Origin of the sequence: Planococcus sp. 107-1, from assembly GCF_021513255.1 — a bacterium.
Classification (GTDB): domain Bacteria; phylum Bacillota; class Bacilli; order Bacillales_A; family Planococcaceae; genus Planococcus.
Genome location: NZ_CP090977.1, coordinates 714,845 through 731,262, shown reverse-complemented (window position 1 = coordinate 731,262; position 16,418 = coordinate 714,845). Strand labels below are relative to the sequence as shown.

The following is a 16,418-nucleotide window of genomic DNA, read 5'->3' as shown; positions in this document are numbered from 1 at the left end:
GGGTCCTCCCCTCTCTTTTTAATTGGAGGGAAACAACTTGATGACCGTATTGGAAATGAAAGATATATCAATCGAATTCCCAGGAGTAAAAGCTCTTCAAAATGTCGATTTTTCGATGGATTCTGGAGAAATTCGTGCCTTGATCGGTGCGAATGGTGCGGGTAAATCGACTTTAATGAAGGTTTTATCAGGCGCTTATACTCACTACACTGGCCAAGTTTTTCTTGATGGCCAATTGCTTGAGATTCATTCTCCCCGTGATGCAAAAAAATACGGGATCGACATTGTTTACCAGGAAGTGGATACAGCGTTAATTCCATATTTAGATGTTGCAGAAAATATCATGCTCGATGAGATGGTTAATGAAATGAAAGGCAAAGCCCTTGTTTCTTGGAAGAATATGCATGAAAAGGCAAAAGCAACACTCGAACGCCTCAACGTCAACATTGATACAAAAAAAGAGTTAACCAACTGTCGCTGGCCGAAAAGCAATTGGTACTTATCGCAAGAGCTATTGTACATGAACGAAAGTTCCTTATTTTAGATGAACCTACAGCTCCTCTCAGCAACAGAGAAACTGCTGAGTTATTTAGAATCGTACGTGAGTTGAGTAAAAATCAGGGTTTAGGAATTATTTTCATCTCTCATCGCTTGCCAGAACTGTTTGAAATTTGCGAGGCAATTTCGATCATGAAAGATGGAAAAATGATTACAACTGAAGCAATAAAATCGATTAACCAGAAAAAAGTGATCGAACTGATGTTAGGCAAGAGCTTTAATGAAGCACATCAAAAACACCAAATCCCTATCGGCAACACCCTATTAAAAGTCACGAATTTAACCGATGAAGCAAACTTTTTAAAAAATGTTTCTGTAGTAGTAAAAGAGCATGAAATTGTTGGTATCGCTGGGCTTGTAGGGGCAGGGAAAACAGAATTGTGCAAAGCCATTTTCGGAGAAAACGCCAATTCATCTGGTGAAATTTATTTGAAAAATAAATTGGTAGTAAATCAAAACCCTTCACAAGCGGTAAAAAATGGATTTGCTTTAGTGCCAGAAGAACGAAGAAAAGAAGGCGTCCTCGTAGATGAACCTGTTTTTACGAATTTGACTGCAGCCAGTTTAAAAAGATTCACTCTTCCCTTCTCTATCCTTAAGCCAGATCGAGAACGTGAAAAAGCTCGTAAGCTTATTGAATCTTTAGGAATTAAAACGCCTAACGAAAATCAAAAAGTATCTTTATTAAGCGGAGGGAACCAGCAAAAAGTAGCCGTTGGAAAATGGTTGTTAACTGACGCGGAACTCTTAATGTTCGACGAACCTACTAAAGGAGTCGATGTAGGAGCAAAAGGGGATATTTTCGACCTCATTACCAAACTAGCGGAAGAAGGAAAAGGAATAATTTACGCAAGCAGTGAACTTAATGAAATCTTAAATGTAACAGACCGTATTTATGTGATGTACGATGGTCAGATTGTTAAGGAGCTAGTGACTAGCGAGACTAACGAAGAAGAAATCTTGTTTTATTCAACAGGAGGTCAATGAAAATGGAACAAAGAGCACTCAAAATAGACAACCCTATAAAGAAAGAATCTCCTTGGCAAAAACCCCTAAACTTTATTAATAATTGGGGGACTGTAATTGCAATTGTCGTATTAATTGTATTTTTTGCAGTAGCCGTTCCGCAATTTATGACAGGGTCAAATATCGTTAATATTATGAGAAGTATTTCAATCGTTACCATTATCGCGATTGGACTGACCGTTTCACTCACTGTTAATGGATTTGACTTATCTATTGGATCTACCGCTACATTAGCAAATTCGCTCGTAGTTTCCTTTTTTGTATGGTACAGCTTGCCAACAGGCATATCAATTGCACTTGCTTTGATTCTCGCCTTGAGTGTAGCACTATTTAACGCATTTTTAATTGTTAAGATTAAGATCCCAGACTTATTCGCTACGCTTGCGACTATGTTTATTGTCGAAGGTGTAGCCATGACCTATACAGGCGGTGGTTCTATCAGCGTTGGAATGCCTAGATTAGACGGCACTCCTACTAATGGAACAATTCCTTCAGCATTTGCATTAATTAGTCAAACTCCTTATATCATCATTTTAATGTTAATTGTTGTGGGATCTGTTTATTTCTTCTTAAAACATACAAAGCACGGTCGCTACCTTTACATGATTGGAGGAAATATAGAAGCTTCTCGCCTCTCGGGTATCCCAGTTAATCGTTATCGGACATTAGCTTATGTTATTTCTGCTTTACTTGCTGCTCTAGGAGGAGTTGTTTTAGCTTCTCAAATCGGCTCTGCACAAATTAATGCTGGCGGTGGTTATTTAATGCCAGCTGTAGCTGCCGCTTTTATCGGTTCTTCTTTTGCTGGCCAAGGCAAACCGAATGCAATCGGTACTTTAGTAGGCGCTACATTGATTGGTATTTTAGAAAACGGATTAGTCATGATGTCAGTCCCTTACTATTCATTAAATATTATTAAAGGTGCAGTACTTGCTTTAGCATTGGCATCTACTTATTACACACGGCGTAAAAATTAATTGGAGGGAAAAAGTATGGCATTATTTTCAACATATTTTTTAATGGATACGGAAGAAATTAAATCTTATGTAAAAAAAATATTTCTTTTATGCGAGATTCAAATAATTTAGAAGCCATCGAGATTGGCGATGGGAATTTAAATTATGTCTTTCGGGTGAAAGATTTAGATACCAAGAAATCTGTTATTGTTAAACAGGCCGGCCATACTGCGAGAATATCAGAGGATATAAAATTATCTACTGATCGCATAAGAATCGAAACTAGAGCGCTCCAGCTCAGTTATGAAAGAACACCACATTTTGTTCCGAAAATTTATCTTTTTGATGAAGTGATGAGCTGCTGTGCAATGGAAGATTTAGGTGATTTCACCATTATGCGAACTGCACTAATGGATCATCAAATTTTCCCGAACTTTGCAGACCATATCTCTACATATATGGCTGAGAACCTCTTGCCTTCTTCTGATGTAATCATGGAGCATAAAGAGAAAAAGAAATGTGTTGAAACATTTATTAACCCGGAACTTTGCGAAATCTCAGAAGACCTTGTTTTCACCGAACCTTACTTCGATCAAAATAATCGAAATGAAGTTCTTGATGAAAATATTCAGTTTGTGAAAGAATGCCTTTATGAAAATGAACCGTTAAAATTAGAAGTAGCAAAACTAAAATATTTATTTTTGACTAAAGCTCAAAGTTTATTGCATGGTGATTTGCACACCGGTTCAATTTTCATTACTGAGAAAGAAACGAAGGTCATCGATCCTGAATTCGCTTTTTACGGTCCCATCGGATACGATGTCGGAAATGTAATTGCAAACTTGACCTTTTCTTGGGTTAATGGATTAGCAAATAATAAGATAGAGTTTTCTCAATGGATTGAAGATACAATCCAAGAAACAGTGGATTTATTCCAAGTGAAATTTAAAGAAGTTTGGAAGCGCGAAGCCCGCGAGATTTTTGCAGCTAAAACGGACGAATTCATGGAATATTATCTTCAGGACATTATGAATGATACTGCTGGGATGGCCGGATTAGAGCTCAATCGTAGAATCGTCGGATTGGCAAAAGTAAAAGATATAACGGGACTCGATCATCACCAGCGAATTAAAGCTGAAAAAATATGCATTTCAATCGCCAATCGTTTCATTTTAAACCGGCATCAATATACAAAAGGAATTGACTTTGTACAAGTTTTGCAAGAAGTTAAGGAGGATTTCCAATGAATGATACATTGAAAGAAGCTTTGACATCAATTAAATGGGAAAATAATGCATTGATCCTGTTAGATCAAACGATTTTGCCGAATGAAATATCTTACGATGAGTACCATACAATTGAAAGTGTTTGGGATGCTATTGTTACCATGAAAGTTCGAGGTGCTCCGGCAATTGGAGTAACAGCTGCTTACGGTATGTATCTAGGCATCAGAAACTTCGAAGGCACAATAGATAAAATGAGAAATCAAGTTCAAAAGAACAGAGATTATCTTGCTACTTCAAGACCTACTGCAGTCAATCTCTTTTGGGCAATTGACCGTATGGTGAAGTGCGTAACTTCTATAGATAGTGATAAAATAGAAATGGTCAAAGATGCGCTTCTTGAAGAGGCAAAAACAATACACCGGGAAGATGAAGAAATCAATCGCCAAATTGGCGAGAATTTGCTTACTCTTTTACAAAATGGAAATGGTGTGTTGACCCATTGCAACGCTGGCGCTCTGGCCACAACGAAATATGGAACCGCCACCGCCCCCTTCTACCTTGCAAAAGAAAAAGGCTGGGATATAAAAGTTTATGCAGATGAAACTCGCCCTCGCTTACAGGGATCTACATTAACCGCTTTAGAACTGCAGCGTGCAGGAATTGACGTAACTGTCATCACTGACAATATGGCAGCAATGGTCATGTCACAAGGAAAGGTCCAAGCTGCAATTGTTGGCTGCGATCGTGTTGCAGCTAATGGAGATACTGCAAACAAAATTGGCACTCTTGGTGTTGCGATTTTAGCAAAACATTACGGGATCCCTTTTTATGTGGCAGCACCGACGCCAACTATTGATATGAACACGAGTGACGGATCATTGATCCCGATTGAAGAACGGCATATCGATGAAATTATAAACGGTCTTGGAAAATGGACAGCACCAAAAGACATTCAAGCCTATAATCCTGCTTTTGATGTAACTCCTGCAAATTTAATTACAGCAATCGTCACTGAAAAAGGAATTATAAAAGCTCCTTTCGAAGAGAATCTGAAAAAATTGTTTATATAAAAAGGACGGTTAAGTATATGTCAGTACCTTTACAACGCCAAAAAAGAATACTTACTATTCTTGAAAAAAAAGATTACGCAGAAGTATCTTATTTAAGCCAAGAATTTAATGTTTCCGAGATGACTATCCGACGCGATTTGGAAAAGCTTGAAAAAGAGGGAGAACTCATTCGGGTTTTGGGCGGCGCTAAATTGAGTACCAAGAAAGTGTACGAAGGTACGATAGATGAACGATCATCAACCAATTTAGCAGAAAAACAAAAGATTGCTGATAAAGCACTTTCTTTAATTGAAAATGGGGATGTAATTGCTTTTGACGCCAGTACTTCTGCACTTGAAGTAAGTAAAAGGCTTAAAGGTTTCGATTCTTTAACCGTAGTTACTAATAATATTTCCATCGCAGTAGAGCTTGCAAGCGTCAAAGGAATTACCGTTATTTTACTTGGTGGGTATGTAAGAGGTAAATCCCTCTCAACTATCGGGGGATCTTTATCCCAATATCTTCAATCAATTAACATCGATAAATGCTTCATTTCCAGTAAAGCAATTAGCTTTGAAGAAGGATTAACGGATGCCACAATTGATGAGGGTGAAGCAAAACAAGCAATGATTCGAAAATCCAATCAGGTTATCGTATTAGCAGACCATACAAAACTTGATACAGTCGCTTTTTTCCAAGTATGTTCCGCATCAGCTATTCAAGCAATTATCACAGATCAACCTAAATATCCAACTGAGGCTCAGCTCGACTTTATCAATCAATACCGATCAAACGGGACAGAAGTTTATATAGCCGAATAGGGGTGAGTATATGTTATTAGAAAAAGAAAGAACTGAAATAGTGATTCATTTGAATAAATTGATATCGAGTGGATTAACAAAAGGCACTGGCGGCAATATTAGTGTATTTAACAGAGAAACCGGTTATATGGCTATTAGTCCAAGCGGAATAGAATATAACCAATTAAAGCCCCAGGATGTTGTAGTAACTGACTTGAACGGAAATATTATTGAAGGCGAATGCAAGCCTTCAAGCGAATGGTCCATGCATGCAATATTTTATCAAAGAAGAGAAGACATAAATGCAGTTGTGCATACCCATAGCCCTTTTGCTAAAACTTTAGCTTCTTTAAGATGGGAACTGCCAGCAGTTTCCTATTTAGTAGCACATGCGGGTGAAAATGTCCGCTGCGCTGACTATGCAAGCTTCGGGACTCCAGAATTAGCAGAGAATGCCTTCGAGGCAATGAAAGATAGAAGAGCTGTCCTTTTAGCCAATCATGGCTTGTTGGCTGGATCTGATTCGCTAGTTAACGCTTTTACAGTGGCTGAAGAAATTGAACTTTGCTGTGAAGTTTACTATCGGGCCAAATCTATTGGATCTCCTGTCATTTTAGATAAACAAGAAATGGAATTTATGAATCAAAAGTTTCAGGCTTATGGGCAACAACAAGTAAAAGTAGAAAACCCATAATTTCATTCCAAACTTCATAAAGTGCATATCACTTTTTAAAAAGCCTCTGAGAAATGTTTACTCAAATTTCTCAGAGGCTTTTATTTTAGATGCTGAAAAGTATTTATTGCCTGACAGATCATATTCCTCCGCAGAAGGAATGTAAATCTGATTACTTAAAATAAACAAAAGAATTCAAGAAAATATTCCCTAAAAAACATCCCAAAAAGGCGCACTCGTCTATCACCGAGTGCGCCTTTTGCAGTTTCATTATTTATTTCGATAAAGCATCTTTCATTCTTGGCATATTCGCAATCGTACCGCCGTCTACGCGGAGGTCGATCCCTGAAATATATGAAGCTGCATCGCTCAGCAGGAATTCCAATGCCGATGCGATTTCAGACGGCTCCCCTTCACGGCGAAGCGGTGTGTGATCCAGCATGACTTTCATTTGTGCTTGCTGCGAAGCTTCTTGGCGGCCCATTGGTGTGTTGATCGTTCCTGGTGAAAGCGAGTTCAGACGTGCGCCTTTTGCTCCCCATGCCCATGCCTGATCTTCAACTAGCAGGATGACTCCCAGTTTTGAAAGGCTGTAGGCTGCGCCTGGATTTCCTTGTGTGAATTGCTCCATTGTTTCCACTGCATTTTCAGCTAATGGCTGAACCAGCACTTCCATAAACGGCCCTTGGCGCGGCACCATGTAGGCGCTCATCGACGAAACCATGACTGCTGCTGTACCTTCTGTTGCAAGCGGCAAGAAAGCGTCCAATATTAATCCAGTTCCTACTAAATTCACCGCTGTGATGCGTTTCGAGTCCGCCATTGTCGGCGACAATCCCGCAGTGTGCACCAAACCTTTTAATGTGCCAAGCTCTGCAGCTTTTTCTGCAAGGCGCGCCACATCTTCTTTTGACGTGATATCGACTGTCTGGTAGTGGACATCCGTCACACCTTTTCCAGCAAGTTCTTCTTTCGTCTGTGCTAAACGTTCTTCTGAAATGTCCGCAAGCAGGACTGTTCCTTTTTTGCCGACCAATTCAGCTGCCGCTTTTCCCATTCCGCCTGAACCGCCTGTAATTACATAAACTTCATTTGCCATGAGCTATTCCTCCTGTCATTTACTATAATTAATTGTAAGCGTATCCGCTGAAAATGCACGCGACACTTTCAGCCAAAATGTCCAGTTAGGAGACACAGATAATGACTGCTAAAGAACAGATTATCGAAGCTTTTTTAAAGCTATTAACCCATAAACATTTTGAGGAGCTGTATGTGAAGGACATTGTTGCAGAAGCCCGAATATCACGCTCTACTTTTTACCTGCATTTCACCGATAAATTCGAGCTGCTCGATGAAGTGAGGAATCAACTGAACGGCCAATTCTTAAAGTTTTACACCGGCCAATCTGAGGCGTATTCGGTCACTGACCATATTTGCAAACACATTTACACTCATCAGTCTTTCTATAAGCGGGAGTTTTCAAATGCAGTGGCCATCCATCAGCTGTCTGATCAGCTCGCAGCCTATATGCATCAAGTATATAAAGATCCGGATTATGCCATTTTCGCAAGCTATGGCACCATTGGCTATTTGAGTGCCTGGGTCAATTCAGATTTTCAAAAAAGCCCGTCTGAAGCTGCAGAAAAACTGATGAAAATCGGGTTTACGAATTGGACAGAAAACCTTACTTTTGAAGAAAATAAACGGTAATAGCCTCTTACTAAGTTTAAATCTCTTATTTACAAATAGCTCTAAGTGCCCTCTCTAACGTAGGTCTTTATAATTGATTTTATTAAAAATACTTTGTTATGCTCTAATAGCATTAATTTTCAAAAAACAAGGGGGATTTAGGATGAATATGGAGAATAAAGTGGCATGGATTACAGGGGGCATTTCTGGAATCGGGGGAGCAACTTCAATCGCTTTCTATGAACAAGGAGCAAAACTATTATTGACAGATATCAATGAAGAAGCAGGCATTGAATATGCGAAACAATTCGGGGATGACGCTCTTTTTGTGAAAGCAGATGTAACGAATCGGGAAGAATTAAAAAATGCAGCAAAACAGGCTGTTGATAAATGGGGACATTTGGATATTATGATTAACTGTGCAGGACGCGGCTTTGGCGGTGTCTTCCTTTCTGATGACGAAGATGTGATTGAGCAAAGTTTTAAAAACTGGGATGCGGGCATCAAAGTTAACTTGTATGGATCTTATAACACAGCGCAAATTGCAGCGAACTATATGAAGAATAACGAGCCAGATGAAAACGGAGAGAAAGGGAATATCATCTTCTTAGCATCAATGGCTGCCGACAAGGTTTGGAACTGGTTCGATGAACGAGTAGCAAGCACCGCATTTGCTTATGACTACGGAGCTTCTAAAGCGGCTATTCTTGGTTTGAACCGGGATTTGGCCGTTACTTTAAGCCATCATGGCATCCGAGTGAACAGTATCAAACCAGGATATATTAAAACCCCATTAACGGCTGCAACGGGTGTAGCTGATGAAATTTGGGCTCCAATGCAATTGTTCCCGAAACAAGGTGGTAAACCTGAAAATATCGCTTCAGTAGCAGTAGAAATAGTAAAAAATCCATTTATAAACCGAGCTGAAATGCAAGTCGATGCAGGGATTGTCGGTTGATTCAAAACACCTCAAAAAGGCGCACTCATTAAAATTGAGTGCGCCCTTTTTTGGGTTTATTCGCTGGCCGGCGAGTATTTATGGCCTGACGGACAGTATTTGTCTCCTGTTGGACAGTATTTTGAAGCACTTGGACAGTATTTGTGAACAGACGGATAGTAAATCCGATTACTTGAAATAAATAAAAGATATCAAGAAAATATTTCCTAGAAAGTTCCACAAAAAAGCCAGAATTACAACATATCATCTATCCTGAACTTTACTTGTACTCCCCCATAATCGTCCCTACAATAATGCCAAGCACTTGCCCCTTGAATGCATCCGGGACCGATTCGCCCGTCGGATTTATATAGTAAAGCAGTTCCTTTTCCTCATTATATTTAAATCCAAGACTCATCAATTTCGTTTTCAAGGACTCTGGCAACTTGTTGCTTCCGGTCACTTGTTCGAAGTATGGAGTCGCATAGACGGAAACATCCACATCGTCCAGGCTCGATTCGAGGATAAAGAGATCCGTATCGCTTTTCAAAATCCACTGCCCTTTTGATGAAATGGCCAGCTGTGAATATTCCAACGTCGAAATGCCGTCCAAGTTCACGCCAAAAATTTGGTTGATTAGGATGCGGCTTTCTGCACCCGTCAGCTGTTCGCCTTGTTCTTTGATGTAACGGTCCATCACTTCACTTTTCTTCAGCTTCATGATGCGGGCATCTTGCTTTGTCGAGTCAGCCTTTTCGTTGAATGAAAGACGCAAACTGTTCATGACCTGTTCTGGATAGATACTCACTTGCGATCCGTAATTGTTTTTTGAAATAATATCTAAATCAACAAAGAACACTTCTTCAACTGCTTTTCGAACTTCTTTGCCTTTAATTTTTTTACCGAATGAAGTGAGATAAAGATCCATCACTTTTACTTTCGGCATGGATTCGATTTTACTATCGTGCACGGTAGATTTCTTATCGAAACCCAATTCCTCCCGCAACTTGCGCATGACTTGCTTTGAATACTTGGCTTCCTGCTTCCCTTGCAGCATTACAGAAGAACTGGAATGCACTGCTTCCCCTTTGGCGAAAGCACTTCCCACTCCACCTGTGAAGATTAAACTTACTGCAAGACCAGTTAAGACGAAACGCTTAAATCTGTTTTCTTTTCTCATACGAACTCTTTCCCCACTTTCTAAAATTCTTACTTATCCATTATACGTTCTACACCACAACAAAATACCTATAATTTTTGAATAAATATAAAACTTAAGTTTCACTATCAATTCAATTCTTACACTTATAAAATCCTTCTTCCAAATTCATTTTTCTAAAATAATATAATACAGAATGTTTAGAATTTTTTAACATTGACTCTAGTAATTCTTCCAAGAGCTCCTTATAATAGCAATTAGACCAACTGGTAGTGACGTCATGATGAATAAAGGAGGATTTTAATGTTCGATACAGACAGCCCTGTTCCCTATCACTTTCAAATAAGGGATTTACTTAAGCAAGAAATTGCCGATGGGGCTTATCAGGAAAAAGTTCCGAGCGAACGGGAATTGATGGAACGATTTTCTGTTAGTCGGACGACGATTCGGGAAGCCGTAAATCATCTTGTCAATGACGGGATATTGGAAAAAGTTCACGGAAAAGGAACGTTCATCAAACGCAATAAACAAGTCCACGAATGGCTCCATGCAATCCATAGCTTAACGGATACCGTTAAACAGATGGGCATGAAGCCAGGATCGAAACTGCTTTTCAGCGGTGAAGTTGCACCGCCGGAATCGATTGCTCATTACATGAAAAAAGACCGTTTGCATTTGATCAAACGTCTCCGGACAGCAGATGGTGAACCGATTGCCATCGAAAGCCATTACTATTCGACGGAACTCGGAGCAGCACTTGATACCTATGATTTACAAAGCATCACCATCTACGAAGTGTTGGAAAATGACTTGAATGTCACGCTGCATGAAGCCGAGCAAGCGATAACTTGTAAGCCCTTACAAAAAGAAGATGCCGTACATCTTCAACTTGAAACGGGCATTAACGGCATGGTGGTCGACCGCCTGATCAAAGACGCTGCGGGTCAACCGATTGAATATTATACGAGTGTCGTAAAACCGGAAATGTATGTATTCCGGCTCAAGATGACCAAACAAGGACGGTGAGTCAGCTGGTTTCGCATTTTTACTTTGGACCTCAAATCATCCACGGGGCCGGAAGCATCAGGGAGTTGCCGGCACTCTGCAAAGACTTACATATGAATTCCATTTTCGTTTTGCTGAGCGAAAGAACCGCTCCACGCTAAATAGGAGTTTTGAGGAAGCCGCTTCAAACGGTTTCGATTTTCATTATTTCACTGATTTCCAAAGTGAACCGACGACCGGTCATTTGCAGGATGCTTTAAAGCACTTCAAAGAAACTCAAGCCAACGGCATTCTGGCAATCGGCGGCGGTACAGCACTTGATCTCGCCAAAGCTTTATCCGTATTAGCTGCAAATCCACAGCTCGGGTTAGCCGATATACCGCAGCAAAAAAGATTGGAGAAAATCCCGTTGATCGCGGTACCAACCACTTCTGGAACCGGCAGTGAAGCCACCAAAGTCACGGTGATCACCGATACGGCCCAAAACCGAAAATTGAATCCGGGGCATCCAGCCTTGATTCCGGATGCCGTCATTTTAGATCCGGAACTGACGATCAGTATGCCGCCGCAAATCACTGCGGAAACGGGCCTGGATGCCCTAACCCATGCCATGGAAGCATTTGTCTCGACCCGGGCGACCCCGATCAGCGATGCTTTTGCACTTGAAGCAATCCGCTTGATCGGCAATTCCATCCGCACTGTTTATCACGAACCAGAAAACTTAAAAGCGCGCGATGATATGCTTCGGGGCAGTTTTTTTGCCGGACTCGCCTTTTCGAACAGTTCAACGAATCTGGCGCATGCCACTGCCCGGCCGCTTGGCACCAGCTTTTCGCTGCCGCATGGCTTGAGTGTCGCTTTAATGCATCCGTACGTGATTTCATTCGGCGAAAAAGCGGCCAGCGCCCGGTATGCGGAAATTGCAAAAGCACTGCAGACTGAAAATATAGCCGCATATATCGAGAGCTTAAATGATGCATTCCAGTTAAAAGAAGCAGCGAAAAAACGGTTGGATCTGGAACAATTCCAATCGGCCATTCCGACATTGGCAGAAGATGCATTAGCCGGCAACGGCATTGCAACCAACCGGAAAACACCTATAAAACAAGACATCATCGATATTTATCAAAAACTAGCAACTGACTTATTGGGGGAATGAAAAATGGGAGAAATTACAGGCGGAGAAGTTTTAGCAAGAATGTTGGAAATTGAAGGGGTTCAACATCTATTCGGCATCATCGATGGCACGTATTTCGGCTTTTATTCCAAACTGAAGCCGCACGGCATTGAACTGATCACACCGCGCCACGAAACGAGTGCTGCACATATGGCCGGCGCTTATGCCCGTTCTACCGGGAAACTGGGTGTCTGTATGGCAAGCAACGGACCGGGGGTAGCGAACATCCTCCCTGGGTTGGTCGTAGAAGAAGCAGAAGGCAACCGGGTTTTGGTCATCACGAGTTCACGCCGCACCGGCATCATGTATCCGGACCGCGTCGGCACCTACCAATGCTTCAACCAATCCGGCGTCATTTCACAGCTCGCCAAATGGAGCGAAGCGGTTCCATCATTCGAACGGATTCCAGAAATGATGCGGCGGGCTTTGCGCAAATGCTACGAAGGCCGTCCAGGTGTCGTCCATCTAGACATTCCTGAAAACATCATGAATGGCAAATTCAAAGAGGAACCGGCTTTTTTGCAGCCTCATCAATATCGCTCCATCACCCAAGTTGAACCTTCTGATGCTCAGATTGACCAAACCGTCGAACTTTTGCTGAAAGCGAAGTTCCCGACAATCCATGCGGGCTATGGTGTCACTCATGCGAAAGCTTCTGCCCCGCTTGAAAAAGTGGCGCAATTGCTTAATACCCTTGTGACGACGAGCTGGGCAGGCCGCGGCGCAATTCCTGAAAGCAGCCAGCACACGATGCCGATGGTCCATATCGAAGCGACGAACAACATCCATAACGAATCCGATCTAGTCCTTGTGCTCGGTTCAAGGCTTGGCGAAACCGACTGGTGGGGCAAAGCGCCTTACTGGAACAAAGAGCAGAAAGTGATCCAAGTCGATATCGACCCAGCCATTCTCGGCGGCAATAAACCCGCAGAGCTTGCCATTCAAGGCGATATTGCAAGTTTCCTGACCAAGCTGCTGGCAAAATTAGAAATGAAAAAAGTTCAAATCGATCGCGCTTCGATGCAAAAATACATCGACCGCTTTAATCAGGAACGCCAAAAAGACCGAAGAAAACTGGATGAAAAGTTATCCGATTCGTCCGTGCCGATGAATTCCGCGATCATTCCGGCAACCGTCCAAAAAGTATTTCCGCCTGATACACCTGTTGTTTTCGATGGCGGCAATACGGTGATCTGGTCGAACTTCTATTATCAAATTGAAAAGCCGGCTACTGTCTTTTCGACATTCAAATTCGGCATGCTCGGTGCCGGAACGGCTCAGGCACTCGGTGCTGCGGCAGCGAATCCTGGCAAACCCGTTGTCTGCATGATCGGCGACGGCGCGATGGGCTTCCATCCGCAAGAAATCGAAACGGCTGTGCGCAATAATCTACGCGTCATTTATATCGTATTCTGCGATAAGCAATGGGGCATGGTGAAGATGAACCAGCATTTCGCCTTAAAACCCGTTAAAACTTTGATTAAAAAATCGCTCAGCGCAGAAGAAAGCATCAAATCCGATCTTGGCGAAATCCAGTTCGACAAACTGGCTCAAAGCATGGGCGCACACGGGGCACGGGTTAGCGATCCGAAAGACTTGCGCTTTGCACTTGAACAAGCCTATGCCAGCGGAAAATGTGCAGTCATCCATTGCGACGTCAACCCTGTTCAGCATATGTGGGCTCCGGGACTTAAGTATTTTAAAGACCTACACGCCGAACCAAAGGGGAAATAAACTATGGGAATCGATGATATTCAACTCAATTTCAATCCGACGACTTTGCTGTTGATGAATATTTTAATCGGCTTCATTATGTTCGGCGTGGCCCTGGACTTGAAGCCGGAAGATTTTAAACGGACATTGCGTTCACCGAAACCGTTCCTGATCGGGCTCAGCGCACAATTTTTCATTATGCCGGCGCTGACTTTCCTATTGGTTTTGGTCCTCCAGCCGCAACCGAGCATTGCCCTCGGCATGTTCTTAGTCGCTGCAGCACCTGGCGGAAACCTATCAAATTTCCTGACGCATTTGGCAAAAGGCAATACACCGCTGTCCATCAGCATGTCAGCCGTTTCAACTGCCCTATCAATTATCATGATGCCGTTCAATACGATACTTTGGGGCTCTTTGTACGGACCGACTAATGAAATTTTGAAGTCATTCAGCATTGCTCCGGGAGACTTGGTCCAATCAATCGTAATCCTGCTCGGCATTCCGCTGGCGCTCGGTATGTATGTCAATCACAAAGCGCCCCGGTGGTCTTTAAAAGCAAGTGGCTGGATGAAGAAATTCTCTATCGTCTTCTTCTTGATCTTTGTTGCCGGGGCTTTAGCCGCTAACTTCAATTATTTCGTGGAATACGTCGGCATGGTCGTTATTGCTGTCTTCCTGCATAACTTGGTCGCTCTGTTAACCGGTTATTTTTCAGCACGTGCGTTCAAACTTCCTGAAAAAGACCGCCGGGCAATTGCCATCGAAGTGGGCATCCAGAACTCCGGGCTTTGCCTGATTCTCGTCTTCAACTTTTTTGACGGGCTCGGCGGCATGGCCATCGTTGCTGCTTGGTGGTCGGTCTGGCATATCATCAGCGGGTTGACGCTTGCGCTCTATTGGTCAAAACGACCGGCCCCGAAAGTCGAGGAGGTCACTATATGAATATCTTAATCACAGGAGCAGCCGGCTATATCGGCAGCCAGCTCGTACAGAAATTAGAAAAAAAGATTTCAACAGAGGAAAAAGACTGGCGGATTGTAGCTACCGATATCCGCGACCAGCCTGCTTATATTCCAGACGTTATGACGGATTATCATAAAATGGACGTTCGCGCACCCGAGTTTGCCGATTTCATGCAAAGCCAACAGATCGATACCGTCGTCCATTTAGCGACCATTGTGACGCCTGGCAAGAAAAGCAACCGGGAGTTCGAGTATTCTGTAGATGTCCTCGGCACCCAAAATGTGTTGGATGCCTGTGTGGCAACAGGCGTTAAGCGGATTGTTGTGACTTCGAGCGGGGCAGCATACGGCTACCGCCCGGATAATCCGGAATGGCTGGTGGAAACGGATCCGCTGCGCGGAAACGAGGAATTCGCCTATTCCCACCATAAACGGCTCGTTGAAAAGATGATGGCGGATTACCGGATTGCCCATCCGGAACTTGAACAAATCATTTTCCGGATCGGGACCATTCTTGGGAAGAACGTCAACAATCAAATCACGGCCCTTTTCGAAAAACCTGTAGTGCTGGGCATCCGTGGATCTGAAAGCCCGTTCGTTTTCATCTGGGACCAGGATGTCGTCGCATGCCTCATCCAAGCCATTTCCAATGAACAGACCGGCATCTTCAATGTCGCCGGCGACGGCGCCGTGACAATTACTGACCTTAGCCGCCTGCTTGGCAAAAAGACGATGCGCTTGCCTGCAGGAGTCGTTAAAAATGGATTATTCGTCTTAAAGCGCTTGAACTTGACCCAATACGGAGAAGAACAGCTCAACTTCCTCCGCTACCGCCCAGTATTGGACAACACGCGCTTGAAAAAAGAATTCGGCTTCACCCCTACTTTCACTTCCCGGCAAGTTTTTGAGAATTACATTGCCAAAGCTTGGCCAGGAGAATAAAAGAAAAGCTTCCGAAATGGAAGCTTTTTTTCTATTCCTTTAAAACGCTTTAAATTTTAAATTTCGGATCAATTGGCCCCACCCACTTCAATTCGAGGCTTCCTTCTTCCAATCGATAGAATTTGGCTAAAATTTCATCCATATTTCCCGAACGGATTTGATGGTAAAATTCCTTTTTCATGCTTTCAATGTATTCTTTTCTGCTCATCTGGTCTTTTTCATCATGAGGCGCAAGGTCCTTTTCGTATTCACTCATTTTTTCCAGATCTTCTTTGTCGAAATGATACCGGCTTCCGTCTGGCGCTTTCTTAATGACAAATGGAGAAGACTCAATCAATCTTTTTTCGCCGATAAATGTAAAATGGTTGTGCTTGATTGAAGTGATGCCACTGACTTCAATGATTTTCTTCAACGCTTTCACCCTTTCCGACTGGTTTAGCGTTAATTTTAAATTCCAAAGATTAAATACGGGTTAAATTTCTTTCGGAAACTATTCCACCCATAAAGTGAATGCATAATTTTTGACGCCTTTCTTTCCTACAGCGT

Annotated in this window: 15 protein-coding genes and 2 pseudogenes; 14 read left to right on the top strand and 3 right to left on the bottom strand. The window is 42.5% G+C overall.

Going from position 1 to position 16,418, the window contains the following annotated elements; genetic code table 11:
• Positions 1–40: 40 nt before the first annotated feature.
• From L0M13_RS18455 to L0M13_RS03965, 7 genes and pseudogenes are all read left to right on the top strand, one after another.
• A pseudogene (locus tag L0M13_RS18455) lies at positions 41–498 on the top strand (ATP-binding cassette domain-containing protein); the annotation flags it as partial.
• 192 nt (positions 499–690) lie between these two features.
• On the top strand, positions 691–1,545 hold the full coding sequence (locus L0M13_RS18450) for an ATP-binding cassette domain-containing protein (protein WP_311195658.1): 855 nt from the start codon (positions 691–693) through the stop codon (positions 1,543–1,545).
• Positions 1,546–1,547: 2 nt separating this feature from the next.
• A complete protein-coding gene (locus tag L0M13_RS03985; RefSeq protein ID WP_235198393.1) occupies positions 1,548–2,561 on the top strand; it encodes an ABC transporter permease in 1,014 nt (337 codons plus the stop codon).
• A gap of 15 nt (positions 2,562–2,576) precedes the next feature.
• Positions 2,577–3,787 (top strand): annotated as a pseudogene (gene mtnK, locus L0M13_RS03980) (S-methyl-5-thioribose kinase).
• Positions 3,784–4,836: an S-methyl-5-thioribose-1-phosphate isomerase gene (mtnA, locus tag L0M13_RS03975; protein WP_235198392.1), complete on the top strand. Its 1,053-nt coding sequence runs from the start codon at positions 3,784–3,786 to the stop codon at positions 4,834–4,836. Before mtnK ends, mtnA begins: the two are co-directional and overlap by 4 nt.
• A 17-nt stretch (positions 4,837–4,853) precedes the next feature.
• Positions 4,854–5,636 carry a DeoR/GlpR family DNA-binding transcription regulator gene (locus L0M13_RS03970; protein ID WP_235198391.1) on the top strand — a complete coding sequence of 261 codons (783 nt, stop codon included), beginning with the start codon at positions 4,854–4,856 and terminating at the stop codon, positions 5,634–5,636.
• 10 nt (positions 5,637–5,646) lie between these two features.
• A complete protein-coding gene (locus L0M13_RS03965; RefSeq protein WP_235198390.1) occupies positions 5,647–6,309 on the top strand; it encodes an L-fuculose-phosphate aldolase in 663 nt (220 codons plus the stop codon).
• A 253-nt stretch (positions 6,310–6,562) separates the two neighbouring features.
• Here L0M13_RS03965 and L0M13_RS03960 read toward each other — a convergent pair whose 3' ends face one another.
• Positions 6,563–7,387: an SDR family oxidoreductase gene (locus L0M13_RS03960; RefSeq protein WP_235198389.1), complete on the bottom strand. Its 825-nt coding sequence runs from the start codon at positions 7,385–7,387 to the stop codon at positions 6,563–6,565.
• A 101-nt stretch (positions 7,388–7,488) separates the two neighbouring features.
• Here L0M13_RS03960 and L0M13_RS03955 point away from each other — a divergent pair, with 101 nt between their 5' ends.
• Both L0M13_RS03955 and L0M13_RS03950 read left to right on the top strand, forming a co-directional pair.
• Positions 7,489–7,998: a TetR/AcrR family transcriptional regulator gene (locus tag L0M13_RS03955; protein ID WP_235198388.1), complete on the top strand. Its 510-nt coding sequence runs from the start codon at positions 7,489–7,491 to the stop codon at positions 7,996–7,998.
• Between the two features lie 142 nt (positions 7,999–8,140).
• Positions 8,141–8,935, top strand: coding sequence for an SDR family NAD(P)-dependent oxidoreductase (locus tag L0M13_RS03950; RefSeq protein WP_235198387.1), 795 nt, complete (start codon positions 8,141–8,143; stop codon positions 8,933–8,935).
• Between the two features lie 259 nt (positions 8,936–9,194).
• Here the strand turns inward: L0M13_RS03950 and L0M13_RS03945 are convergent, their stop codons facing one another.
• Positions 9,195–10,094 (bottom strand): hypothetical protein, encoded by a 900-nt coding sequence (locus L0M13_RS03945; RefSeq protein ID WP_235198386.1) that lies wholly within the window; start codon positions 10,092–10,094, stop codon positions 9,195–9,197.
• A 282-nt stretch (positions 10,095–10,376) separates the two neighbouring features.
• On the opposite strand from L0M13_RS03945, the gene L0M13_RS03940 reads away from it, so the two are divergent.
• The 5 genes from L0M13_RS03940 (at position 10,377) to L0M13_RS03920 (ending at position 15,872) form a co-directional block, all read left to right on the top strand.
• A complete protein-coding gene (locus L0M13_RS03940; RefSeq protein ID WP_235198385.1) occupies positions 10,377–11,099 on the top strand; it encodes a GntR family transcriptional regulator in 723 nt (240 codons plus the stop codon).
• A 76-nt stretch (positions 11,100–11,175) separates the two neighbouring features.
• The gene (locus tag L0M13_RS03935; protein WP_235199261.1) at positions 11,176–12,237 is read left to right on the top strand and encodes an iron-containing alcohol dehydrogenase; all 1,062 of its coding nucleotides are present in this window, start codon (positions 11,176–11,178) and stop codon (positions 12,235–12,237) included.
• Positions 12,238–12,240: 3 nt separating this feature from the next.
• Positions 12,241–13,989, top strand: a complete 1,749-nt coding sequence (locus L0M13_RS03930) for a thiamine pyrophosphate-binding protein (RefSeq protein ID WP_235198384.1) — start codon at positions 12,241–12,243, stop codon at positions 13,987–13,989.
• Positions 13,990–13,992: 3 nt separating this feature from the next.
• A complete protein-coding gene (locus L0M13_RS03925; RefSeq protein WP_235198383.1) occupies positions 13,993–14,910 on the top strand; it encodes a bile acid:sodium symporter family protein in 918 nt (305 codons plus the stop codon).
• A complete protein-coding gene (locus tag L0M13_RS03920; protein ID WP_235198382.1) occupies positions 14,907–15,872 on the top strand; it encodes an SDR family oxidoreductase in 966 nt (321 codons plus the stop codon). Before L0M13_RS03925 ends, L0M13_RS03920 begins: the two co-directional genes overlap by 4 nt.
• Before the next feature lie 49 nt (positions 15,873–15,921).
• On the opposite strand, the gene L0M13_RS03915 is transcribed toward L0M13_RS03920, so the two are convergent.
• Positions 15,922–16,284 (bottom strand): hypothetical protein, encoded by a 363-nt coding sequence (locus tag L0M13_RS03915; protein ID WP_235198381.1) that lies wholly within the window; start codon positions 16,282–16,284, stop codon positions 15,922–15,924.
• Positions 16,285–16,418: the final 134 nt, after the last annotated feature.

Coding starts and splice junctions, on each gene's coding strand:
- L0M13_RS18450 (WP_311195658.1), top strand. CDS start 691: ATGAAAGATGGAAAAATGATTACAACTGAAGCAATAAAATCGATTAAC.
- L0M13_RS03985 (WP_235198393.1), top strand. CDS start 1,548: ATGGAACAAAGAGCACTCAAAATAGACAACCCTATAAAGAAAGAATCT.
- mtnA (WP_235198392.1), top strand. CDS start 3,784: ATGAATGATACATTGAAAGAAGCTTTGACATCAATTAAATGGGAAAAT.
- L0M13_RS03970 (WP_235198391.1), top strand. CDS start 4,854: ATGTCAGTACCTTTACAACGCCAAAAAAGAATACTTACTATTCTTGAA.
- L0M13_RS03965 (WP_235198390.1), top strand. CDS start 5,647: ATGTTATTAGAAAAAGAAAGAACTGAAATAGTGATTCATTTGAATAAA.
- L0M13_RS03960 (WP_235198389.1), bottom strand. CDS start 7,387: ATGGCAAATGAAGTTTATGTAATTACAGGCGGTTCAGGCGGAATGGGA.
- L0M13_RS03955 (WP_235198388.1), top strand. CDS start 7,489: ATGACTGCTAAAGAACAGATTATCGAAGCTTTTTTAAAGCTATTAACC.
- L0M13_RS03950 (WP_235198387.1), top strand. CDS start 8,141: ATGAATATGGAGAATAAAGTGGCATGGATTACAGGGGGCATTTCTGGA.
- L0M13_RS03945 (WP_235198386.1), bottom strand. CDS start 10,094: ATGAGAAAAGAAAACAGATTTAAGCGTTTCGTCTTAACTGGTCTTGCA.
- L0M13_RS03940 (WP_235198385.1), top strand. CDS start 10,377: ATGTTCGATACAGACAGCCCTGTTCCCTATCACTTTCAAATAAGGGAT.
- L0M13_RS03930 (WP_235198384.1), top strand. CDS start 12,241: ATGGGAGAAATTACAGGCGGAGAAGTTTTAGCAAGAATGTTGGAAATT.
- L0M13_RS03925 (WP_235198383.1), top strand. CDS start 13,993: ATGGGAATCGATGATATTCAACTCAATTTCAATCCGACGACTTTGCTG.
- L0M13_RS03920 (WP_235198382.1), top strand. CDS start 14,907: ATGAATATCTTAATCACAGGAGCAGCCGGCTATATCGGCAGCCAGCTC.